This window comes from Acidovorax sp. 99 (assembly GCF_003096455.1).
In the GTDB taxonomy this organism is placed as follows: Bacteria; Pseudomonadota; Gammaproteobacteria; order Burkholderiales; family Burkholderiaceae_C; genus Acidovorax; species Acidovorax delafieldii.
This window is the reverse complement of sequence record NZ_QEKU01000001.1, coordinates 3,749,317-3,773,246: the sequence shown is the minus strand read 5'-3', so window position 1 is coordinate 3,773,246 and position 23,930 is coordinate 3,749,317. Positions and strand designations below refer to the sequence as shown.

Genomic DNA, 23,930 nt, shown 5'->3' with positions numbered 1-23,930 from the left:
CCAAAAAGGCTGCAGTTCAAGCCTGCTTGTCAACGTCCGGGCGTAAAAAAGCCGGACGGCATGGCGCGATGGCGCCATGACGCTGTCCGGCTTTGGAGGAGCCGTGGATTAAATCTTGCCAACCAGGTCCAGCGAAGGCGTCAGCGTCTTGGCGCCTTCCTTCCACTTGGCGGGGCAGACTTGGCCAGGGTTGGCGGCGGTGAACTGGGCAGCCTTGAGCTTGCGCAGGGTTTCCGACACGTCACGGGCGATTTCGTTGGAGTGAATTTCCATGGTCTTGATCAGGCCATCGGGGTTGATCACGAACGTGCCACGCAGTGCCAGACCTTCTTCAGGAATGTGCACGCCGAAAGCGTTGGTCAGCTGGTGCGTTGGGTCGCCGACCAGCGGGAACTTGGCCTTGCCCACGGCGTCGGAGGTTTCATGCCACACCTTGTGCGAGAAGTGGGTGTCGGTGGTCACGATGTAAACCTCGGCACCGGCCTTTTGGAATTCAGCGTAGTTGTCGGCAGCGTCTTCGATTTCGGTGGGGCAGTTGAAGGTGAAGGCTGCAGGCATGAAGATCAGCACGGACCACTTGCCCTTGAGGGACTGCTCGGTCACTTCGATGAATTCACCCTTGCCGCCACGGTTGACAAAAGCGGTGGTCTTGAAGGGCTGAACTTGCGTATTGATCAGGGACATTGCTGTTTCCTTTGTGGTTGGTTGACTGAACAGGACTGAAGTTTAGGCATTTCCAAGTCATCAATCCAATTAATTGATTACATCGAATCAATTGTCAATTACTATACAACGCCCTGTGCGACCTCCCGGTGACAACCCTGGTGCGCCGCGGGGCACACAGGATGTGAACGCGAACGCCTCTCAGCATCACACGCAGCCCGCGCGCCACAGCAGGGGCTTGCCTTGCGCTGCTGGATGCGGGTCACGACAATCAGCGCCGAATCCACACATTACAAGGAGTCCCCATGAAAGGTGACGCACAGGTCATTGGCCATCTGCAGGCCCAGCTCAAGAACGAACTCACCGCCATCAACCAGTACTTCCTGCACTACCGCATGCTCAAGCACTGGGGCTTCGACAAGCTGGCGAAGAAGGAGTATTCGGAATCCATCGGCGAGATGAAGCATGCCGACTGGCTCATGGACCGCATCTTCACGCTGGACGGCCTGCCCAACCTGCAGGACCTGGCCAAGATCCAGGTCGGCGAAGACGTGCCAGAGATCCTGGCCTGCGACCTGCGCGCCGAACAAGGCGCCCAAGCCACCATCAAGGATGGGATCGCCCACTGCGAAAGCGTGCGTGACTATGTATCGCGCGACCTGCTGCAAAAGATCCTGGACGACACCGAGGAGCACATCGACTTCCTCGAAACCCAGATCGACCTGATCGGCAAGGTGGGCCTGCAGAACTACCTGCAGTCGCAGATGGGCGATGTGGAGTAAGGCCACGGATCGCCAGATCGGTCCACGAAAGCGGGCAGAAAAATCAAAACGGGCTTCGGCCCGTTTTTTTGTGCCTGCGCGCTGCAGCTTTGAGAATATTTCTCCCGGATAGCAATGCCCCCTGCGATCACGGGTTGTTGCAAGTGCACATCAACGGAAGAAAATTCCCGCAACACAAATGCGAATGCTTCTCAACAAAAGTAGAATATCAGCCTACCACCAGCGGCCGGGTTCAGTGACACTCTGATTCCCGAGCCCGCCAGCAAGCCAGTCAGCCCGGCTCAAGCCGCCCGTTGCAGCCAGCGTTTGTGCGTTTTGTACCCACACACCTGTCTGGAGCTCTTTGCTGATGCCGCACCGTACGACACGCCCCTGCCTTGCGGGGCCCTTGCCCACATACACCCCCGGATCTCCCCGGGCCCTGCCATGAAGGCCACCCGCGTCAATGGACGCTACCGGCTGGCCATCACCTCCCGCGCCGTGGCGGCGATAGGGGGCGGCTACGCGCTGGCGGCAGGCTTCTCGGCGGCGCTGTCGCTCCTGCTTGCGCAATGCATGCCCCGCGTGGAGGCTGTGCTCACGGCCACCATGCTCTCGTGGGTGGTGTATGCCACCGCTGCTGGCTGGGCTTTTTACACACGCACCGCCTGGGGCGCCTGGGGTGGCACGCTGCTGCCCGCACTGGTGCTGGGCGCCTGCGCCACGGCACCGCATTGGATGAAGGCCGCCGCATGACCAGCCGCACACTCCCCTCCCGTCCACCGGCAGAACGGGCCCCTGCAGCCACCGCGGCCAACACTGCGTCTGAAGCAGCACGCTCAGCCAAGAAGCCCAAGGCGCCCAACGACCGCGAAGGATTCCGCCAGGCCATGTCTTGGCTGCACACCTGGGCCGGATTGATCCTGGGCTGGCTGCTGTTTGCAATCTTCCTGACCGGCACGCTGTCGTTCTTCAAGAACGAGTTCAACCTGTGGATGCGCCCCGAGATGCATGGGCTGCAGCCGGTGGATGCCACCGATCCGCAGGTGGCGCAAAAAGCCCTGGACGCGCTGGTACGCAGGGCGCCCAACGTCACGCAGTGGATCATGCACCTGCCCGACGACCGCGACCCTGCGGTCAACATCCTGTGGCGCGACACGGGCAATGGCCGCTTCGAGACGCTGCGCATGAACCCGCAGACCGGCGAGGCCATCGACGCGCGCCAGACCATGGGCGGCGACTTCTTCTACCGCTTCCACTTCGAGCTGCGCACCGCGCAGAAGGGGCGCTGGACCCTCGAAGGCCGCTGGGTGGTGGGCGTAGCCACCATGCTGATGTTTGTAGCGCTGATCTCGGGGGTGATCACGCACCGCCGCATCTTCAAGGACTTCTTCACCTTCCGCCCCACCAAGGGCGGCCAGCGCGCCTGGCTGGACGCACACAACGTCAGCGGTGTACTGGTGCTGCCGTTCTACCTGATGATCACCTTCAGCGGGCTGATGATCTTCCACACGCTCTACATGCCTGCAGGCATTGCCACCGCCTACAAGGGCGAGAACGGCGTGGACTCCAACGCGTACTTTGCCGACCTGCAGGGCGAGAAAGCCGAAAGCCGCCCCCGGCGCAGACCGGGCGACAAGGTAGAGCCCCTGCCCGCTATTGCACTGCCGTCCATCCTGACCGAAGCGCGCACCCGCTGGGATGGCGGGCGCATCGGCAGCCTGCAGGCGCGCCGCGATGCCAAGGGCCGCGCCGTGGTCGAGGTGACGCGCCACGAAGGCGACCGCTTGCAATACCGACCACCGCGCCTGCTGTTTGATGCCACCACCGGCCAGTGGCTGGACCAGGCCGATGCCACCGGCCCCGCCGTCAAGACCTACGGCGTGCTGTACGGCCTGCACATGGCGCGGTTTGCCGACATCGGCCTGCGCTGGGCGCTGTTTGGCTTTGGCGTGTTGGGCAGTCTGATGATCGCCACCGGCATGGTGCTGTGGTCGGTCAAGCGCAGCGCCAAATCGCAGACGCAGGCCAGCCGCACAGGGATCGCCGCCAATAAAGACAACAGGGCGGGCGTCGCACCCACCAAGGCGCCGTTTGGCGAGCGCCTGGTGGCAGCCATCAACATTGCCACGCTGGCGGGCCTGCCGCTGGCCTGCGGCGTGTACATCGCCTCCAACCGCCTGATCCCGCTGAACGCTGAGGGCCGGGCCGATGTGGAACTGGCCTGGTTCTTCAGCGCCTGGGGCCTGGCCCTGCTGTGGGCGCTGGCCTGCGCCGTGGTGCGGCCCAGCCGCATGGGCTGGTCGGTGCCGCTGGGCGCCGCGGGGCTGGTGTGGGGGCTGCTGCCTGTCATCAACGCCCTGACCACCCACACCCACCTGGGCGTCACGCTGCCTGCGGGCGAATGGGTGTGGGCCAGCATGGACCTGGCGTTCCTGACCACCGGGCTGGTGCTGGGCTGGCTGTCGTGGCGGCTGCGCCCGGGCCGTGCCCCCAAGGGCAAAGCCGCTGAGGCCAAAACACCGCGCACTGCCCCGGCGGCCGCATTGCCTGCGGCCACCGATGTGTCTGTTTCAACGTCGGGGGCCTGAACACCATGTCCGCATTTCTGCTGTGTTTTGCGGCCTGGTCGGTGATGGCGCTGGGCATGGACCGCCACCATGAAGACGCCACAGGCCGCGAAGGTGCAGCCCACCGCCTGCAACAACTGCGCCGCGCGGGTTGGCTGTTGCTGCTGCTGTCGCTGTGGCTGGCCGCACACCCGGCCGATGGCGTGCCTGTCTCGCTCGGCGTGACCGCATGGGCCGTGGCCCTGTCAGTAGCAGCCGTGGCCGTGACGGCCACTGTGACCTGGCAGCCCCGGCGCACACCGGTGCTGGCGGGGTTGACCCTGCTGGCAGGCCTCGCCGCCTGGGCCGGGGGGTGGTGAGCGGAAAGGATGCGGCGGCCCCTCTGGCTCGTCGCACTTTCTGATCCGCCTCTCACCTCTGCATTTTTTCATCCCGCTCTCTGCGCCCCCCCAGCCACCGGCCCCATAGGCCCGCGCCAGGCCCGGTGCCTGCGGAGCCGTTTTCAACCGCGTTGCGCACACACCTAGGACAAACCATGCACGCACCTTTCCGCCGCCCCTTCCGTCACCCCCAGGCCCTGCACCCGCTGGCCGCCGCCGTCCTGGCCGCGTTCTGCGGCACCGCGCTGGCACAAGCAACACCGCCCTCTGCACCGCCCCAGACGCTGGGCGAGGTCACCGTGCAATCCACCAGCGGCGATGACGGCTATTCGCCCGCCGTCAGCTCCTCGGCCACCAAGGGCAGCGCGCCGCTGCGCGATGTGCCCCAAGCCGTGAACGTGGTACCCGAGCAGCTCATGCGCGACCAGGGGGCGCGGTCGATGGAAGACGTGCTGCGCAACGTACCCGGCGTGGCCATGAGCCACGGCGACGGCCAGCGTGACCAGGTGGTGATCCGTGGCTTCACCGCCATTGCCGACCAGTTTGTGGATGGCGTGCGCGACGATGCGCTGTACTTCCGCGACCTGGCCGACATCGAGCGCGTGGAGGTGCTCAAGGGCCCCGCCGCCGTGCTGTACGGGCGCGGCTCCTCGGGCGGCCTGATCAACCGCGTGACCAAGAAACCCAAGTTCGGCGAGACATCGGGCGAGGCTTCTCTGGGCCTGGGCAGCTACGCCTTTCGCCGCGCCACGGCCGATGTGAATGTAGGCATCAGCGACACCGCAGCCTTCCGCATCAACGCCGCCGTCGAAGATTCGGGCAGCTACCGCGACCAGCAGTTCGTCAAGCGCCACAACTTCGCGCCGTCGCTCGCGCTCAAGCTCGCCGCACAGACCGACCTGCTGCTGCAGTACACCAACGCGCGCGACAAGCGCCTGACGGACTTCGGCATTCCCGCACTCAACGGCCGTCCAGTGAACGTGCCCGCCAGCACCTACTACGGCTCCAGCAACGCCGCGCAAGACGACACCACCACCAGCACTATGCAATCGCTGGCGGCCACCCTCAACCACCGCTTCAACGACGACTGGTCGGTGCGCAATGTGACACGCGCATACGACTACACGCTGGACCGCTACAACACCTTGCCCGGCGGCACCACCAACCCGGTGAACCTGACCGTGGGCCGCACACGCTCGTTCATCCTGCGCGACGAAAGCGGCCTGTTCAACCAGACCGACGTGACCTGGCGCAACCAGCTCGGGGGCCTGAAGCAGGAGTGGCTGATGGGCATGGAGCTGGGCCAGCAGAAGAAGCGCGCGGAGTCCGTGTCGGGCGGAGCAGACCGCGTCTCCATCTTCAACCCCGCAGGCGTAGCCGCTCCGGTGATACCTGCCGCCAGCTACACCGCCGACAGCGCCATCCCCAGCCACACCACCCAAGACACAGCGGCGGTGTACTGGCAAAACCAGATCACGCTGGCCCCGCAGTGGAAGGCGCTGGTGGGTGCGCGCTACGACGTGTTCAAGCAGCAGACCGAGTTTGACCGCAAGCTCTCCGCGTTGTCGCGCACCGACAAAAAGTTCAGCCCCCGCGCAGGCCTGGTCTGGCAGCCCAGCGACGCGGTGTCGTACTACGTGTCGTACAGCAAGTCGTTCCAGCCTTCGGCAGAGACTTTTGCGCTGGCCGCCAACAACACCGCCAACGAACCCGAGATCACGCAGAACAAGGAAATCGGCATGAAGCTCGACCTGCTCGATGGCCGCATGAACGTAACGGGCGCGCTCTTCAACCTGGAGCGCACCAACATCAAGAACACCGACCCCACCAACCCCTCGCGCCAGATCAACGTGGGCACGCAACGCACCAACGGCCTGGAGCTGACCGCCAACGGCCGCCTGCCCGGCCGCTGGGATGTGAGCGCCGGCTACGCCTGGCTGGATGGCCGCATGACGAAATCACTGGCCACCACCACCTCCACCCAGTTGCCCACCGCTGCCATTGCCGCCCAGGGCAAGGTGCCTGCGCTCACGCCCCGCAACTCGGCCTTCCTTTGGGCCATGAAGGACCTCGGCCACGGCCTGCGCGTAGGCGGCGGTGTGAACTACGTGGGCGAGCGCTTCACCTCACTGACCAACCTGGTCACCTTGCCCGCCTACACCACGCTCGATGCCGCCCTGCAGTACACGCTGGGCCAGTGGGATGTGGACGTGAACATCAAGAACCTGGCCAACCGCAAGTACTACGTGTCGGCGCACGGCAGCAACGACAACCTGATCCTGCCGGGCTCGCCGCGTGCGGTGCAGGTGACGTTACGGACGCGGTTCTGAGGCTCAGGTGAACGGCGGAAGGGGTCCAAGGACCCAAGTTTTAAAGGAATGTGGCCTCTTCTGCCTGATGCCCAAGAACGGCACTCCATCGGCCGCAGCCGCGTGCTGGAACAGGGCTTGGCTGTCATCAACCCGTACTACGGGCTCTTGCGGTGAACCCGCTCCGCATCACGGAGGTGTCACGCCCTTCTGGTGCACCTTGAAGTTTTCATCCAGGTAGACCGAAGAACCCGTCATGCCATAGCCTTCACAAACGAACCCATTCAAAGGAAGCACACCCGGACCATCAACGATCCGGCCTCTCGCCTCCTTGTACTTCTTGCCAGCACGCCGCGAATGAATGGCGGCGTTGGTCAGGTAGTTGAGGCTCACGCGGTGGTAGGAGTTGCTGGAATAGTCTTCGTCGTCCTGCTGCTCGCCGATATGTTCCAGGTCTTTGGTCTTGGGGTTGTAGCGGAACTGCAGCGTGAAGCCCGAGAACCGGGCGGCGTCGGCGTAGTAGACCGCCTGAACGAACAATGAATTGTTCTTGATGTCCAGGTTGTAGAACTTGCTGGGGTGGCAGAACTCGCCGGACACCGAGAGCACCTGATAGCCGCCATCCGCCTTTCCGGTCAGGACGAACAGCCGCTCCTCTTGCGGGCCTTCGCCTTTGCGTCCCATCAACAGCATGGCCCGGTCGGGAACGCCGTCACCGTTCAAATCACCTTCCGCAGCGGCCAGGACAAAGTCGAGATGCCGAAAATCGGGGGGAATTGCGAGTCGGGCTTTTCGCTCAGCAGATGTGCTTTCGTCTGCGGCGTGCACGTTGCCCGTACACACAATGGCCAGAACAGCGAGCCCGAGCAAGGCAACCTTGTGCAGCGCCCGCCACAAGGCACCACTGCAAGCCGCAAATGCGTACGCGACAGGCTGAACGATGCGGGATATCGTGAACACAGAGTTCTCCTGAAAGCGGCTCGCAGCCTGGGTTTGAAGCCGATGGGCTGATATCAAACGCCGGTGCGAGTGTCTGCCAAACCAGCGCGTTGGGGCGAGAGGAATATAGCCTGCAGGCGCCAACCCCGCCCTGCACCTGCAGCCCCTGCGCGCAGAGCCGTCTCTGCCTCAAAGCGCCGCATGGGCAGCATGGCTGAATCCATTTCGCAACACCTCTACCCCCAGCACAATCACAAATACAAACAATTCCCATTTGCAATGTAAAATTGAGTTTCCGCCAGCCATAGTCCTTGCCGCGAGCCATCGAACAGGCCTCCCGGCTGCAGCCAGCACCCACCGTCTTCCGATGTTTCCGGGTTGTCTGGCTTGATGAACCACTTTTGCGCCTTCTCTGTTGCGACAGCGTGCCCCGTGCCGTGGGCGGCGCTGGCGGTGGTCCGATTGCATGTCGGCCCTTACCACCCCGCCCCATGCTGAGCCCCACCGCCCTGCGCCGCTGGAGCTGGACCCACAAATGGTCCAGCCTGGTGTGCACCGTCTTCATGCTGCTGCTGTGCATCACCGGCCTGCCGTTGATCTTTCACCACGAAATCGGCCACCTGCTGGGCACCGAGGTGGAGGCGCCCGCCATGCCTGCCAACACGCCGCGCGCGAGCCTGGACCAGGTGCTGGCCACCGCGCAGGCGCTGCACCCCGAGCGGGTGGTGCAGTTCGCGTCGCATGCGGAGGACGATGACAACGTCTGGTTCGTCACGCTCACGCCCACCCCGGCGCCCACCGATGACTTCCGCTCTGTGGCGGTGGATGCCCGCACGGCCCAGGTGCTGGCGCAGCCACGGTTTGACGAAGGCTTCATGTACGTGATGTTCAAGCTGCATGTGGACCTGTTCGCGGGGCTGCCAGGCAAGCTGTTTCTGGGCTTCATGGGCTTGCTGCTGCTGCTGGCCATCGTCACCGGCGTGGTGTTGTATGCGCCGTTCATGCGCAAGCTGGCGTTTGGTGAGGTGCGGCGGGATCGGTCCACGCGGGTGAAGTGGCTCGACCTGCACAACCTGCTGGGCATCGTCACGCTGGTGTGGGCGCTTGTCGTGGGCGGCACGGGCATGATCAATACGTGGGCCGACCTGCTCATCAAGTACTGGCAGCACGACCAGCTCTCGGTGCTGCTCAAGCCCTATGAAGGCCAGCCCATCGTGCCCGTGGCCGAGCGCGGGCCGCTGCAGCAGGCGCTTGAGGCGGCGCAGGCCCAGGCGCCGGGCACCAGGCTGTCGTTCATTGCGTTCCCGGGCACGGCGTTCTCCAGCCCGCACCACAACACGTTCTTCCTGCGCGGCAATGAGCCGCTCACCTCCAAGCTGCTCCAGCCGGTGCTGGTGGATGCGCGCACCGCGCATGTCACCGCGTCGCCTCAGCTGCCGTGGTACCTGACGGCGCTGCTGGTGTCGCAGCCGCTGCACTTTGGCGACTACGGCGGCATGCCGATGAAGATCCTGTGGGCGCTGCTCGACATTGCCACCATCGTGGTGCTGGGCAGCGGGCTGTATCTGTGGCTGCGCAAGGGCGTGCAGGCCGCAAGCCCCGCAACACCCACCGCAGGCAGCGCCACGGGCGGTTTTGCAGGCAGCGCTTTGCCCACATCGGGTGCTGCGCGCTCCACCGAGGGGGCCACATGAAAAAGCACCGCCCTTTCTGGGCCCTGTGGGGCGGGCCCATCGTGATGGGTGTGCTCACCACCACCGGCTTGATCACGGCGCTGGTGTCCGACACCTGGGGCGACTGGTGGTCGTGGGTGGGGCTGGGCATCCCCGTCGCGGTGATGTGCTGGTACGGCCGGCCGCGCGCGCCAGGGCCGACGCCTCCAACGAAGAACCCGCGCGCAAGCGTGGAGTGGTAAGCGGTTTTTGGCTGTCGGCATGACGACCTCCTGACGACCCATGACGGCCGCTGAAGCGGCTCTCACGGCCCCCAGTTTGCGCTGGCGTCCGGTGTGAGCCGAGCGCTGCAACGTTCAGATCAAAAAGCCACCCAGCGCTCATCCATCAAGCGCAGGCAGCTATCAAAAAATGAGCTTCACTGCACCCACCCTTGCGGTGTTGCAGCGGGCTGCGCGCTGCGTTTGGAGCAGCGCTCCGGAATCCCAAACCAAAGAGAGGAAATATCCATGTCCATGTCTTGCGCTACCACCTCCCCACGCCCTTGGCTGGCTGCCGTGCTGGCCATAGCCGGCGTTTCTGCCCTGGCCCCTGCCCACGCCCACCAGGTGTGGCTGGAGAACGCCGGGGGCCAAGCGCGCCTGCACTTTGGCGAGTTCAACGACAACCTGCGCGAGACATCACCTGGCCGGCTCGACCAGTTCAAGGGCGTGCCCATCCTGGAACAACAACGCACCGGCGCCCCGGCGCAGCGCGTGGACGGCCAGCTTGGCAAGGATGCCTTCGTCTACGCCACCACCGGCACCCCAGACACGCTGTTTGCAACGCCTACCTACCCCGTGATCGACCGCAGCAAGCGCAACCTGCCCGCGATGTACTGGCAGCCCGCCGCCCGCTGGGTGGCCAGCCTGACCAAGCCCGTGGCCCCCACCGCAGCGCTGGACCTGGTGCCCACCGGCAAGCCCGGTGAGCTGAAGGTGGTCTACCAGGGCGCCCCCTTGCCCAAGGCCAAGGTGCAGTTGGCCGCGCCCTCGGGCTGGACGCGCGAGGCCGAGGCGGGTGAAGACGGCACGGTGACCTTCGTCACCCCCTGGAAGGGCCAGTACGTGGCCGAGGTGAAGCACAGCGACAAGACGCCGGGCGAGGCGCACGGCGCGCCGTACGGCGAAGCCAGCTACGTGACGACGCTGAGCTTTGTGCTGGCCGAGGGCATGCCCTCGCCGTCGTTGCCCCCAGCAGCCACGCCCGCCCCCGCGGGTCGCTGATCAGCGCCCATTTCAAGCAATTCAAGCAAAACCGGCCGCTTGCGCTAGTCGAACATGCCCAAGCAGCTATCGAATCAATAGCAAACCATGCCTCCTTTCCCATCCCGTTCGCGCGCATGCCGCGCGCCGCGCACCGCCGTTGCACAGGCCGCCGTGCTGGTGCTGTGCAGTGCCGCGGCCCAGGCGCAGACCACCACCGTCCCATCGCCCACTGCCGAGGTCACACTGGCCCCGGTCACCGTGTCTTCGGGCGCGGAGCAAGAGAACCCGACGGCCCCCGTCACCGGCTTTGTGGCCCAGCGTGCGCTCAGCGCCACCAAGACCGACACCCCACTCATCGAAACCCCGCAAGCCATCAGCGTGGTCACCCGCGACCAGATGGAGGCGCAGGGCGTGCAGACGCTGCGGCAGGTGACGGCGTACACCGCAGGCGCGGTGTCCAACTACTTTGACAGCCGCGTGGACAGCTTTGCCGCGCGCGGCGGCACGGTGAGCCAGTACCAGGACGGCCTGCTGCGCACCTACGGCACCTACAACACCAGCCGGCCAGACCCCTACACGCTGGAGCGCGTGGAGTTTCTGCGCGGCCCCACCTCCGTGCTGTACGGCCAGGGCAGCGTGGGCGGCGTGCTCAACCTGACGAGCAAACGCCCGCAGGCAGACACCCTGCGCGAGGTGCAGGTGCAGCTGGGCAACAACGCACGCAAGCAGATCGCCGCCGACCTGACGGGCGCGCTCGACCAGGACGGCCAGTGGCTCTACCGCCTGGTGGCCGTGGGCCGCGACAGCGGTACGCAGGTGGACCATGTGGACGACAACCGCGCGGTGTTTGCGCCATCGCTCACCTGGAAGCCCAATGCCGACACGTCGCTGACGCTGCAGGCGCTGCACCAGAAGGACCAAAGCGGCTCGCTCATTGGCTTCTTCCCGTGGCAAGGCACGCAGCTGCCCAGCCAGTACGGACAGATTCCGCGCAACACCTTCATCAGCGAGCCGGGCTGGGACGCGTATGACACCAGCAACAACTCCTGGGGCTACCTGTTCAGCCACCGTCTGAACAGCGACTGGACAGTGCGCCAGAACCTGCGCCGCACCGTGAGCGAGGTGGACTACCGCACCATCTACACCAGCTTCACCGCCAACGCTGGGACCGGCCGCCCTGCGCGCCCCGTGTTCAACAGCGACAACCGCACGCTGGTGCGCGACGCGGTGTGGAACCTCAACACCGGCCGCATGCTGCTCATCGACACGCAGCTCGAAGGCAAGCTGCAGGCGGGCAGTACCGCGCACACAGTGCTCGCTGGCCTGGACGTGCAGCGCAACCACACCGGCCAGCAGGCCTGGCGCGCGGTGGCGTCGTCCATCGACGTGTACAACCCGGTGTACGGCAACTTCACACCGCCCACTGCGGCGCAGCTGGTGCGCCAGCCCAGCGTGGTGCAAAAGCAGTTGGGGTTCTACGCGCAAGACCAGATCCAATGGGGTCGCTGGACGGCCACGCTGGGCCTGCGCCACGACAGTGCGCAGACCGATACCGAAGGCCGCCCTGCCGCTGCCGTGGACGACAAGGCCTGGACCAAACGCGCAGGCGTCACGTACCAGATGGATGGCGGCTGGGCACCGTATGTGGGCTACTCCGAATCGTTCCAGCCCCTGGGTGGGCTCGACGCGTACGGCACCCCCTACAAACCCCAGCGCGGTGAACAGTGGGAGGCTGGCGTGAAGTGGCAGCCGCCAGGCCAGGGCATCAGTGCGTTTGCCGCTGTGTACACCCTGCGCGAGAAGAACCGCAAGACCACCGACCCCGGCAACCCGCTCAATAGCCTGCAGATCGGCGAAGTAAAGGTCAACGGTTTCGAGGCAGAGGTGCAGGCCAGCCTGGCGCGCCAGTGGGACTTCACGGTGGGCTACGCCTTCACCGACGCCCAAATCAGCCGCAGCAACGCAGGCGACCAGGGCCAGCCCGTGGCCAGCGTGCCCCGGCACACCGCATCGGCCTGGCTGAGCCACCGCTTTGCAGCGCAGGGACGTGGCGGCTGGGTGGTGGGCGCGGGCGTGCGCTACACCGGCTCGCAGTGGACGGGCACCAGCGCCATCACCACCCCGGCGGCCACCCTGGCCGATGCCATGGTGGCCTACGACGCTGGCGACTGGCGCGTGGCCTTCAACGTGGTCAACCTGACCGACAAGGTGCACATCACCCAGTGCCTGGCACGCGGGGATTGCTTCTACGGACAGGCGCGCACCTACACGCTGACCTCGACCTACCGGTTCTAGGGGCCCGTTGACGATCCCTCAAGGGGTCGTCGCCCACTCCACGAACCCCACCAGCGGCCCTTGCAGCGCCTGCACGGCGGCAGCAGCCCGGGCAGTGCGACACGCCGATCGCAGCCCGCGCGGGCCTTGCGCTGCCTTCGCTACCTTGGAGGGGGTGCCAGGCTTCGCCCTGGGCCGGTTCTGGCATGCCCTACCAGAACCATGTTGCGCCGCAACGACATCTTGATGACAAAAAGGTGTTTACCCCGCTGGCGGCCAATCACGGCGGCCAGTAGCATCCCCTTCCGTTGCAAAGTGCAACGATCACATCACCGCAGGCACCAAACTTGCTTGTAGCGGCGGCCCGAAGGCATCACCCCTGTGCGTTTTTGGCCGGTGATTATTTGTCATCAAACAAAATTTGATTTAAGGAACCTCGCGAATGAAAACATTGAACCGCTGCGCCCTCGCCGCGCTGGCCCTGGTGGGTACGTCTGCTGCCTTTGCACAGAGCAGCGTCACCCTGTACGGCCGGGTCAACACCAGCTTTGAACACCAAAAAGACGGCGATGTCTCCAAGACCGGCCTGTTCAACAACTCCTCCCGCTTCGGCTTCAAGGGCCAGGAAGACCTGGGCGGCGGCCTGATGGCTGGCTTCCAGCTCGAAAGCGGCTTTGACTCCAGCTCCGGCGCTACCGACTCGCGCGGCATTTTTGCCCGCCAGAGCGAAGTGAACCTGTCCGGCGGCTTCGGCATGGTTCGCCTGGGCAAATTCACGTCCGAGTCGTACTACGCCACGGCCGACTTCATCAGCAACCACAACCACGACACCGGCTCGTCGGCTGACGCCCTGTACGCCTACCCCGCCCGTGACATCAACAAGATCGCTTACCGCACCCCCAGCCTGGGCGGCGCAACGTTCGAAGCCGGCTGGGCCCAGCACGAGCAGCCCAGCGGCACCGGCGGCAAGAACAGCCTGGACCTGGCTGCCAACTACGAAATCGGCAAGCTGGGCCTGGGCGCCGGTTACTCCAAGCTGGGCGACCAGAACCAGTTCGCAGTGCGCGCTTCGTACTCCACCGGTCCTTTCGTGATGGGCGCCTACGTGCAACGCGACAAGAACGTGTTCATCGCCAACGGCGGCAACCGCACCAACCTGCGCCTGTCGGCCGCCTACATCATGGGCGTGTCCGAGTTCCACGTGAACGTGGGCCGTGCTGGCAACTACTCCAACGTGTCCAACAGCGCCGCCACCCAGTACACACTGGGCTACAACTACAACCTGAGCAAGCGCACCAAGATCTACACGTACTACACCCGCATCAACAACAGCCAGGCAGCCACCTACGGCGTGTCGGCTCCGGGTAACGACTTCAGCTCCTTCGCCGTGGGCGTGCGCCACAACTTCTGATAGCGCCCCACACGCTGCTGCCCTGACTGGTGGGAGGGCAGACACACAGCCAATTACCCCGCACTCCTTTTTTTGGGAGTGCGGGGTTTTTTATGCCTGCTACCGGTTGGAAAAGGCACACAGCCCTTGGGCGGACGCGGCGCCGACCACCCAACCCGGCGCCCCCCAAAGGGCCGTTCAGCCACTGCAAACCCAGCCCCGCCCACAGGCTTTTGCAGCGGCCGATACTCTGCGCCACACAGGCCCGGCAATGGCTGCCTGGCTGTGAAACGGGGAGCACAGGACCATGCCAACACCGCGCCACGCAACCAGCGCCATCCTGGCGTTCTGGGCCCTGGCCGCATCTGCCCAGACCCCAGCGCCCGTGGTGCTGGACGACCTGCACGGCCTGCGCATCGACAAGACCGAAGTCACCATCGCCCAGTTTGCGCGCTACGCGCGGGCCACCGGCACCACCACCCGTGCCGAGCGCGAAGGCGGCGGTTTTGAATACGTGGGCGGCTGGCAGCGCCGCGCGGGCTGGACCTGGCAGCGCCCCGACGGCTCACCGCCCGACACCGACCAGTTGCCCGCCGTGCACCTCACCCACACCGAGGCCCAGGCGTACTGCCAATGGGCCGGCGGCCGCCTGCCCACCGCCGCCGAGTGGCGCACCGCCGGCTTTACCGAGCTGCGCAGCCAACCACCCACGCCCTGGGTGCGTGGCACCACCTACCCCTGGACCACGGGCCACAGCCCGCAGGGCGCCAACACCAGCGACCCCGACCCCTGGCCCCGCGCCGCGCCCGTCAACGCCACTGTGGCCGGAGTGAACGGCCTGCACGACATGGGCGCCAATGTGTGGGAATGGGCGGCCGATGCGCGTGGCGACGAGCGGCGCACGATGGGCGGATCCTGGTGGTATCCCGCCTCGCAAATGCGCGCGGATGTCGAGGCCTGGAAGCCTGCGGACTTTTATGCGGTGTACATCGGATTTCGCTGCGTGTACGACCCGAAGCCTTAGGGCCAAAAGAGGCGGCACCGTCAGTGAGGGAATCTTCTCTATGCCCGCAAGCCGTACGGCCTGCCGTTGCCCCCCTCTTGTGCGACCTTGAAAAGCTCGTGACCAGGTTCTCAGAAAGCAAAAAGGCCCCCGATGCCCATGGCACAGGAGGCCTGTGACTACCGCGCTGAGAACCTATTCAAAAAGCGCGATGGTCGCCCTCACACGTTCATGATCGACACCAGGCGCGTGTTCAGGTGCGCCTCGATGGCCTCGGGGCCACCCTCGGAGCCGTAGCCCGAATCCTTCAGGCCACCAAACGGCAGCTCGGCTGCAGGTGCGGCGGCCTGGTTGATCCAGAGCATGCCCACTTCCAGGCGCTGGGCCAGCAGGTGTGCGTTCTTCAGCGACGAGGTGAACGCATAACCCGCCAAGCCAAACGGTAGGCGGTTGGCTTCGGCTATGGCGTCTTCAATCTTCTCAAACCCGCGAATCGCGGCCACGGGGCCAAAGGGCTCTTCGTTCACGATCCGGGCCGACAGGGGCACATCGTTCAGCACGGTGGGCTGGAAGAAGTTGCCCTCGGTGCCGATGCGCTCGCCACCGGTCAGCACCTTGGCGCCCTGCTGCACCGCGTCGGCCAGCAAATCGGCCATGGCAGTGATGCGGCGCGGGTTGGCCAGCGGGCCCATCTGCGTGCCAGCCGCGAGGCCGTCGCCGACCTTCAGGCCCTGGGCATATTTGGCGAACGCGGCCGCAAAGTCGGCGCGGATGCTTTCATGCACCAGGTAGCGCGTGGGCGAGATGCAGACCTGGCCCGCATTGCGGAACTTGGCGCCGCTGCCGATCTTGATGGCCAGCTCCAGGTCGGCGTCTTCCGCCACGATCACCGGTGCGTGGCCGCCCAGTTCCATCGTCACGCGCTTCATGTGCTTGCCGGCCAATGCCGCCAGCTGCTTGCCCACGGGCGTGGAGCCGGTGAACGTGACCTTGCGGATGATGGGGTGCGGAATCAGGTAGTTGGAGATTTCAGCAGGGTCGCCATAGACCAGGCCCACGGTGCCTGCGGGCACGCCCGCATCGGCAAACGCACGGATCAGCTCGGCCGGGCTGGCGGGGGTTTCTTCGGGTGCCTTGACCAGGATGGAGCAGCCTGCGCCCAGCGCAGCGGCCAGTTTGCGCACCACCTGGTTGATGGGGAAGTTCCACGGCGTGAAGGCCGCCACGGGTCCCACCGGGTCCTTCAGCACCATCTGCGTGGCCTTGAGATTGCGCGAGGGCACGATGCGGCCGTACACACGCAGCGACTCGTCGGCAAACCATTCGATGATGTCGGCGGACGCCATGGTCTCGACCTTGGCTTCGGCCAGGGGCTTGCCCTGCTCTTGCACCATGATGGCAGCGATGGCCTCGGCGCGCTCGCGCATCAGGGCGGCGGCGCGGCGCATGGTCTTGGCACGCTCGGCGGCGGGCATGTCGCGCCAGGCTTCAAAGCCCTTTTGTGCGGCGTCCAGCGCGCGGTCCAGGTCCACCTTGGTGGCGTGGGCCACACGGCCGATTTCTTTGCCCGTGGCGGGGTTGAACACGGCAAGGGTCTTGCCTTCGGCGGCGTCTTGCCACTGGCCTGCGATGAAGAGCTGGGTGTTGGGATAGGTCATGAGCGTTGGTTGGTCAGCCAATGTGGTGAAAAAATCAAAAAAACGACTATACGCCTGCGATGATGGCTGTGTATTTCAAGGAGATTGCATGCGAGAAGTAGTCCAAAGCCTCGAAGAGTCGCGCATCCGCGAAGTGGCCAACGAAGGCCTGGGACGCAGCGATGTGCTGAAGTTCTGGTTTGGCGAGAGCGACGAGGTGACTCCCGATTTCATCCGCGAGGCGGCCATTGCGTCGCTGCAGCACGGCGAGACGTTCTACGCCCATAACCTGGGCCTGCCCGAACTGCGCCACGCGATTGCGGGCTACATGCACGGCCTGCACCCGCAGCAGCACACCGATGCGTGGTTCGACCGCATCGCAGTGACGTCCGGCGGGGTGAACGGCCTGATGGTGGCCGTGCAGGCCCTGGTGGACGCGGGCGACGAGGTGGTGCTGGTGACGCCCGTGTGGCCCAACCTGGTGGCGCAGCCGCGCATTCTGGGGGCGCAGGTGCGCACTGTGCCGCTGGTGGCCGACGTGCACGGCGCATGGCGCCTGGACATGGATGCGCTGCTGGCTGCCATCACACCCGGCACGCGCCTGCTGGTCGTCAACGCACCCAACAACCCCACGGGCTGGACGCTGACGCGCGAGGAGCAAGCCACCATCCTGGCGCACTGCCGCCGCACGGGCACGTGGATTCTGGCGGACGAGGTGTACGAGCGGCTGTACTACGCGGGCGACACGGCCAATGGCGCGGCCCCCAGCTTTCTGGACGTGGCTGAGCCCGAGGACCGGCTGATCGTGACGCACAGCTTTTCCAAGAGCTTTTTGATGACCGGCTGGCGCCTTGGGTGGCTGGTGTTGCCGCCGTCACTCACCCAGGCAGTGGGCAAGCTGATCGAGTTCAACACCTCGTGCGCGCCGGTGTTTGTGCAGCGCGGAGCCACGGTGGCGCTGCAGCGCACGGAGGAGGTGACGCCCGCGCTGGTGAACCATCTACGCAACTGCCGCGACACGCTGGTGCCGCTGCTGGCCGAGGTGCCGGGAGTGTCGGTGGCCACGCCACGTGGGGGCATGTATGCGTTCTTCCACATCGACGGGCATGACGAGTGTTTGCCGCTGGCCAAGCGGTTGGTGCGGGAGGCGGGGTTGGGGTTGGCTCCCGGCAGCGCGTTTGGGGGAGAGGCTGCGGGGTGGTTGCGGTGGTGTTTTGCGAGTCAGGATCTGGGGAGGTTGGGGGAAGGGGTGGGGAGGTTGAGGGGGTGGTTGAAGGGGTGATGGAAAGGGATTTTTGAACGATTTTGGCTGCTGGCGCTTTTGGAATAAGCGCTAGCAGCTATTGTTTTTATAGTTATTGGGGCTCTCCTTCCCGTTCGCGCTGAGCTTGTCGGAGCCGGGGGAAGCTCGTTCTCCGGTTTGGGCGGCGTGCTTGGGTTGAGGGCAGAGGCCGGGATGTCGCCCCGGCGGGCGAGTCCCTTTCTTTCGCGTCGCCGAAAGAAAGGAACCAAAGAAAGGGCGACCCTACTGTCTGCGACCCCTTCGCTGCGCGGCGGGGCAACCTGGGGTGCTCGGTCACGGGGTGCACCGCAGAACTCGCTGCGCGCCTGCGGCGCTCCGCTCGGACAACTGCGGTGAGTCAGTTCACGAAGCATGCGCGCTCCGACGCGCATGCCACCCCGCGCCCTGCGCGCCCCAGGCGCATCCAGAAGGGAACCCGCGAATCGGACATCCATCCGGGCCATCGCTTTGCTCGGCCCAATCTCGCGGGCGCAAGCGCCACGCGCTGCGAAAGCTGGGCCGAGCGCAGCGATGGCCCGTGTGGCTGTTCGGCTGTTGGATGTTTGGTTGTCCACCCCTGCTGGCTGCGCCTGCGGCGGGGCGGTTGCGGGGTGGCATGGGCGTCGGAGCGCCCATGCTTCGTGAACTGACTCGCCGTGGATGTCTGAGCGGCGCGCGCCAGCGCAGAGCGAGTTCCACGGCGCACCCCGCAACCGCCCCGCCACAGGTTTGCCCCGTAGCGAAGCGCAGGGGTCGCAGACTGGGGGTCGCCTTTCTTTTGGGTACTTTTCTTTGGCGAAGCAAAGAAAAGTACCTCGCCCGCCGGGGCGACTCCCGGCCTCCGCCCTCAACAAAGGCATGCGGCTCAATCAGCGCACAAAAACCAACACTACAAAATCAATAGCTACCAGCGCATATCCCACTAGCGCAAGCAGCCAAAGTCGCTAAAAAAACTACTGCGGCACAGCAGCCATCTTCACCGCAGGCCGATCCCCCCACCCTCCTCCGAGCGCCCGAATCAACCCCACCGTCGCCACATACTGCGCCGTCCGCACCTGCAGCTCCTGCCGCCGATTGCGCAACTCGCTGCGGCGCGCGTCCAGCAATTCGAGCTGGCTCACCAACCCATTGCGATACCGCACGTCCGACAACTGCGTGGCCCGCCGCGCAGCCGTCACCGCCCGCCCTTGCGCTTCGGCCTGGCCAGACAGCAAACGCAGCGAGGTCAGCTGATCCTCCACGTCACGAAACGCATTGAGCACCTGCCCACGGTGGTCCGCCAGCGCAGCCTCCAGGCGTGCCTTGGCGCCCTCGATCTGCGCGTCGCGCTGGCCGCCGTCAAAGATCGGCAGCGACAGCAGCGCACTCACGCCCCAGGCACGGGCCGACCACTTGAACAGGTCACCCAGCTCGGGAGACGCATGCCCCGCATTGCCCGTGAGCGTGACGGCCGGGAACCACGCCTTCTGCGCCACGCCCACGCGGGCCTGCGCGGCCAGCACGGCGGTTTGCGCGGCCGACACATCGGGCCGGCGCGCCAGCACCGTGCCGGGCACGCCCGGCGGGATCACCGGCAACGCGGCGTCGCCCGTCGCGGGCGGCAGCACAAAGCCGCTGGCCACCTCGCCGGCCAGCACAGCCAGCGCGTTGGTCAGCAGGGCCTGCTGGCGCTGCAAGGCCAGGGCATCGGACTCGGTGGCGGCCACCTCGGTCTGCACGCGGGCCACGTCCAGCTCGGCCACATCGCCGGCCTGCAGGCGGCGCTGCGTCAGGCGCAGCGTGTCCTGGTACGCGGCCAGGCTCTCTTGCACCAGCACCTGCTCGGCCTGCACGGCGCGCAGCTGCAGATAGGTTTGCGCCACGTCAGCCTGCACCATGAGGCGCGTGCTTTGCAGCAAAGCTTCGCGCGCGTCGGCGTCCAGCCGCGCGGCGTCACTGGTTTGCGAGAGGCGGCCGAACAGGTCCAGCTCGTACGATGCATTGAGCCCCGCCGTGCCCAACGTGGCAGGTGCTGCGCTGCCCGTGGTGGCAGCGCCTGCCTGACGCGTCACACCGGCCGAGGCGCCCACTTGCACCGAGCGCGCGGCGTCGGCAGAGCGCAGCAGCGTACGCGCCTCGGCCAGCCGTGCTGCCGCCTGCTGGATGCTGGTGTTGGCCGTGCCCGCACGCTGCACCAGGTCGGCCAGCACCGGATCTTGAAAGCCCAGCCACCACTCGCCGCGCGGCTGCGCCTCGGCGGGGGCGGCCACGGTCCAGGGGGCGGTGGGCAGTGCATCGCCACCTGCCGTGAAATTGGTAGGCACGGGCACGCCCGCATGCGGCGCGGGGGCCACGGGCTGGGTCATGCAACCGGCCAGCACCAGGGCGGCGGCCAGGGGTGCCAGCAGGCTGCGCTTGCGCACTGCGAGTGCTCCATCGGTGGAGTTTTTTGTCAAAAGCAAATCGGTCATGGTTGTTCTCCTGCCCCGGCCGCTGCGCCCGCTGCAATTGGCAGCGCGGAGCACGTGGCGAGGGCCACAAAGATGTTTGTTGTCAGCGTGCTCAGAAGCATCACTCGTGCTCCTTGCGCGGCGCGGCCAGCACGGGGTGGGCCGTGCCACCAGAACCCGGGGCGTGCGAGATGGGCGCCACATGCGCACCATGCTCCACCAGGGGGCGGTTGCCCGCCAGCTTGCGCAGCAGCACGTAGAACACGGGTGTGAGGAACAGGCCAAAGGCCGTCACCCCGATCATCCCGGCGAACACCGCCACACCCATGGCGCTGCGCATTTCGGCGCCCGCTCCGGTGGACAGCACCAGGGGCAGCACGCCCATCACGAAGGCCAGCGAGGTCATCAGGATGGGGCGCAGCCGCAGGCGGCTGGCCTCGATGGCGGCCTGCACGGGGGTGCGCCCGGCAAACTCCAGCTCACGCGCAAACTCCACGATCAGGATCGCGTTCTTGGCCGACAGCCCCACCAGCACGATGAGCCCGATCTGCGTGAACACGTTGTTGTCGCCCTTGGTAAGCCACACGCCCGTCATCGCGGCCAGGATGCCCATGGGCACGATCAGGATGATGGCGATGGGCAGCGTCAGGCTTTCGTACTGCGCGGCCAGCACCAGGAACACCAGCAGGATGGCCAGCGGGAACACCAGCACGGCGGAGTTACCGGCCAGGATCTCCTGGTAGGTCAGCTCGGTCCATTCAAACGTGATGCCCTGGGGCAGCGTCTCCTTGGCGATGCGCTCGATGGCTGCCTGCGCCTGGCCCGATGAATAGCCGGGCGCGGGGCCGCCATTCACGTCCGCCGCCAGGTAGCCGTTGTAGCGCATGGCGCGCTCAGGGCCGAAGCTCGGCTCCATCTTCATCAGCGCCGACAACGGCACCATCTCACCGGTGCTGGAGCGCACCTTGAGCAGGCCCACGTCTTCCGCCCGCGCCCGGTAGGCGGCATCGGCCTGCACACGCACGCTGTAGGTACGGCCGAACTGGTTGAAGTCGTTGGCGTACAGGCTGCCCAGGTAGATCTGCAGCGTGTCGAAGATATCCGTCACGGGCACGCCCAACTGGCGCGCCTTGGTGCGATCAATGTTGGCGTACAGCTGCGGCACGTTGACCTGCCAGCTGGTGAACAAGCCGGCCAGCTCTGGTGTCTGGTAAGCCTTGCCCATGAAGGCCTTCACGGCGTTGTCCATGGCTTCGTAGCCCAGCGAGGCGCGGTCTTCGATCTGCAGCTTGAAGCCGCCCGTGGTGCCCAGGCCCGCCACGGGTGGCGGCGGGAACATGGCGATGAACGCGTCCTGGATGCTGCCGAAGGCCTGGTTCAGCTGGCCCGCCACGGCGCCGCCGCTCTGGTCGGCGCGAGTGCGCTCTGCAAAGGGCTTGAGCGTGGCGAACACGATGCCGGAGTTGGAGCTGTTGGTGAAGCCGTTGATCGACAGGCCGGGGAAGGCAATCGCGTCTTCGACGTTCGGGTTCTCCTTCATGATCTCGCCCATGCGGCGGATCACGTTCTCGGTGCGGTCCAGCGTGGCGCCGTCGGGCAGCTGCGCAAAGCCGATCAGATACTGCTTGTCCTGCGCGGGCACGAAGCCGCCGGGCACGATCTTGAACAGGCCGACTGTGGCGCCCACCAGCGCGAGGTAGATCACGAACATCAGCGCCTTGCGGCCGATGACGCGCTTGACGCCACCGCTGTAGGCCTCGGAGCCGCGATGGAACAAGCGATTGAAGCCGCGGAACAGGCCGCCGAACACCTTGTCCATACCGCGCGTAAGCGCGTCCTTGGGCTCGTCGTGGCCCTTGAGCAGCAGTGCTGACAGCGCAGGCGACAGGGTCAGCGAGTTGATGGCCGAGATCACCGTGGAGATCGCGATCGTCACCGCAAACTGGCGATAGAACTGGCCCGTGAGCCCGCTGATGAAAGCCAGTGGCACGAACACCGCCACCAGCACCAGTGCGATGGCAATGATAGGGCCGGAGACTTCACGCATGGCGCGGTAGGTGGCCTCGCGCGGGGTCAGGCCCGCCTCGATGTTGCGCTCGACGTTCTCCACCACCACGATGGCATCGTCCACCACGATGCCGATGGCCAGCACCAGCCCGAACAGGGAGAGCGCGTTGATCGAGAAGCCCAGCAGGTGCAGCACGGCAAACGTACCCACCACCGACACCGGCACAGCCAGCAGCGGGATGATGGACGCGCGCCAGGTCTGCAGGAACAAAATCACCACCAGCACCACGAGGGCGATGGCTTCGAGCAGCGTGTGGATCACGGACTTGATCGACGCACGCACGAACTGCGTGGGGTCGTACGCAATCCGGTACTCCACGCCTTCGGGCATGTTCTTCTGGATCTCGTCCATGGTCTTGCGCACGTTGGCCGAGATGTCGAGCGCGTTGGAGCCCGGCGCCTGGAACACGCCCATGCCCACGGCAGGGTCGTTGTTGAGCAGCGAGCGCAGCGAATAGTCGGCCGCGCCCAGCTCCAGGCGGGCGATGTCGCGCAGGCGCGTCACCGCACCATCCGCACCGGTCTTGACGATGATGTCGCCGAACTCTTCCTCGGTCTGCAGGCGGCCCTGCGCGTTGATGGACAGTTGCAAGTCCACGCCGGGCAGGCCGGGCGATGCGCCCACCACACCTGCAGCGGCTTGCACGTTCTGGCCGCGGATGGCTGCCACCACGTCGCTGGCCGAGAGGCCGCGCTGCGCGACCTTTTGCGGGTCGAGCCACACACGCATGGAGTAGTCGCCGCCGCCAAAGATCTGCACCTGGCCCACGCCCTGGATGCGCGCAAGGCGGTCCTTCACGTTGAGCACCGCGTAGTTGCGCAGGTAGTCGATGTCGTAGCGGTTGTTGGGCGAGACCAGGTGGACCACCATGGTCAGGTCCGGCGCGCTCTTGACGGTGGTGACGCCCAGGCGGCGCACTTCCTCGGGCAGGCGCGGCTCGGCCTGCGAGACACGGTTCTGCACCAGCTGTTGGGCCTTGTCGGGGTCGGTGCCCAGCGCAAAGGTCACGGTCAGCGTCATCACGCCGTCGGTGGTGGCTTGGCTGCCCATGTAGAGCATGCCTTCCACACCGTTGATGGATTCTTCCAGCGGCGTGGCCACGGTCTCGGCGATCACCTTGGGGTTCGCGCCCGGGTACTGTGCGCGCACCACCACGGAGGGCGGCGCGACTTCAGGGTATTCGGAGATGGGCAGACCGCGCAATGCGATGAGCCCCCCGAGGAAGATGAGCACCGACAGCACCCCGGCAAAGATGGGGCGGTCGATGAAAAAACGGGACAGGTTCATGGATGCAAATTCCTGGTG

The 23,930-nt window shown here is 65.8% G+C and carries 17 protein-coding genes; 12 read left to right on the top strand and 5 right to left on the bottom strand.

Translation table 11 applies throughout. The annotated features are described in order from the left end of the window. Positions 1-108: 108 nt before the first annotated feature. A complete protein-coding gene (gene ahpC, locus C8C95_RS17515) occupies positions 109-684 on the bottom strand; it encodes an alkyl hydroperoxide reductase subunit C (RefSeq protein ID WP_099729801.1) in 576 nt (191 codons plus the stop codon). Between the two features lie 284 nt (positions 685-968). Here ahpC and bfr point away from each other — a divergent pair, with 284 nt between their 5' ends. From bfr to C8C95_RS17490, 5 genes are all read left to right on the top strand, one after another. Next, positions 969-1,445, top strand: a complete 477-nt coding sequence (gene bfr / locus C8C95_RS17510) for a bacterioferritin (protein ID WP_099729799.1) — start codon at positions 969-971, stop codon at positions 1,443-1,445. A 426-nt stretch (positions 1,446-1,871) separates the two neighbouring features. After that, complete coding sequence (locus tag C8C95_RS17505) at positions 1,872-2,180, top strand: hypothetical protein (RefSeq protein WP_056061811.1); 309 nt, start codon at positions 1,872-1,874, stop codon at positions 2,178-2,180. Positions 2,181-2,314: 134 nt separating this feature from the next. Continuing rightward, on the top strand, positions 2,315-4,015 hold the full coding sequence (locus C8C95_RS17500; RefSeq protein ID WP_243415715.1) for a PepSY-associated TM helix domain-containing protein: 1,701 nt from the start codon (positions 2,315-2,317) through the stop codon (positions 4,013-4,015). A 5-nt stretch (positions 4,016-4,020) separates the two neighbouring features. Beyond that, positions 4,021-4,353, top strand: coding sequence for a DUF3325 domain-containing protein (locus tag C8C95_RS17495; protein ID WP_116749407.1), 333 nt, complete (start codon positions 4,021-4,023; stop codon positions 4,351-4,353). A 176-nt stretch (positions 4,354-4,529) separates the two neighbouring features. Then, positions 4,530-6,704, top strand: coding sequence for a TonB-dependent siderophore receptor (locus C8C95_RS17490; protein ID WP_116749406.1), 2,175 nt, complete (start codon positions 4,530-4,532; stop codon positions 6,702-6,704). A gap of 168 nt (positions 6,705-6,872) precedes the next feature. Here the strand turns inward: C8C95_RS17490 and C8C95_RS17485 are convergent, their stop codons facing one another. Continuing rightward, positions 6,873-7,643, bottom strand: a complete 771-nt coding sequence (locus C8C95_RS17485; RefSeq protein WP_133246246.1) for a hypothetical protein — start codon at positions 7,641-7,643, stop codon at positions 6,873-6,875. A 470-nt stretch (positions 7,644-8,113) separates the two neighbouring features. Between C8C95_RS17485 and C8C95_RS17480 the strand changes: the two genes are divergently transcribed. From C8C95_RS17480 to C8C95_RS17455, 6 genes are all read left to right on the top strand, one after another. Continuing rightward, positions 8,114-9,316, top strand: coding sequence for a PepSY domain-containing protein (locus tag C8C95_RS17480; protein ID WP_116749404.1), 1,203 nt, complete (start codon positions 8,114-8,116; stop codon positions 9,314-9,316). Then, positions 9,313-9,537: a hypothetical protein gene (locus C8C95_RS17475; protein ID WP_116749403.1), complete on the top strand. Its 225-nt coding sequence runs from the start codon at positions 9,313-9,315 to the stop codon at positions 9,535-9,537. The genes C8C95_RS17480 and C8C95_RS17475 overlap by 4 nt, the downstream gene beginning before the upstream one ends. A gap of 267 nt (positions 9,538-9,804) precedes the next feature. Then, on the top strand, positions 9,805-10,560 hold the full coding sequence (locus tag C8C95_RS17470; RefSeq protein WP_116749402.1) for a TonB-dependent receptor: 756 nt from the start codon (positions 9,805-9,807) through the stop codon (positions 10,558-10,560). Between the two features lie 87 nt (positions 10,561-10,647). Further along, on the top strand, positions 10,648-12,837 hold the full coding sequence (locus C8C95_RS17465; RefSeq protein WP_116749401.1) for a TonB-dependent siderophore receptor: 2,190 nt from the start codon (positions 10,648-10,650) through the stop codon (positions 12,835-12,837). Between the two features lie 421 nt (positions 12,838-13,258). Beyond that, entirely contained in the window at positions 13,259-14,227 is a 969-nt protein-coding gene (locus tag C8C95_RS17460) for a porin (protein WP_116749400.1), read from the top strand. 286 nt (positions 14,228-14,513) lie between these two features. Beyond that, positions 14,514-15,230, top strand: coding sequence for a formylglycine-generating enzyme family protein (locus C8C95_RS17455; protein WP_116749399.1), 717 nt, complete (start codon positions 14,514-14,516; stop codon positions 15,228-15,230). Positions 15,231-15,430: 200 nt separating this feature from the next. Here C8C95_RS17455 and C8C95_RS17450 read toward each other — a convergent pair whose 3' ends face one another. After that, entirely contained in the window at positions 15,431-16,867 is a 1,437-nt protein-coding gene (locus C8C95_RS17450) for an NAD-dependent succinate-semialdehyde dehydrogenase (protein WP_116749398.1), read from the bottom strand. 88 nt (positions 16,868-16,955) lie between these two features. On the opposite strand from C8C95_RS17450, the gene C8C95_RS17445 reads away from it, so the two are divergent. Next, the gene (locus C8C95_RS17445; protein WP_116749397.1) at positions 16,956-18,128 is read left to right on the top strand and encodes a pyridoxal phosphate-dependent aminotransferase; all 1,173 of its coding nucleotides are present in this window, start codon (positions 16,956-16,958) and stop codon (positions 18,126-18,128) included. Positions 18,129-19,081: 953 nt separating this feature from the next. Here C8C95_RS17445 and C8C95_RS17435 read toward each other — a convergent pair. Both C8C95_RS17435 and C8C95_RS17430 read right to left on the bottom strand, forming a co-directional pair. Then, the gene (locus tag C8C95_RS17435; RefSeq protein WP_116749395.1) at positions 19,082-20,578 is read right to left on the bottom strand and encodes an efflux transporter outer membrane subunit; all 1,497 of its coding nucleotides are present in this window, start codon (positions 20,576-20,578) and stop codon (positions 19,082-19,084) included. A 100-nt stretch (positions 20,579-20,678) separates the two neighbouring features. Beyond that, on the bottom strand, positions 20,679-23,912 hold the full coding sequence (locus C8C95_RS17430) for an efflux RND transporter permease subunit (RefSeq protein WP_116749394.1): 3,234 nt from the start codon (positions 23,910-23,912) through the stop codon (positions 20,679-20,681). Positions 23,913-23,930: the final 18 nt, after the last annotated feature.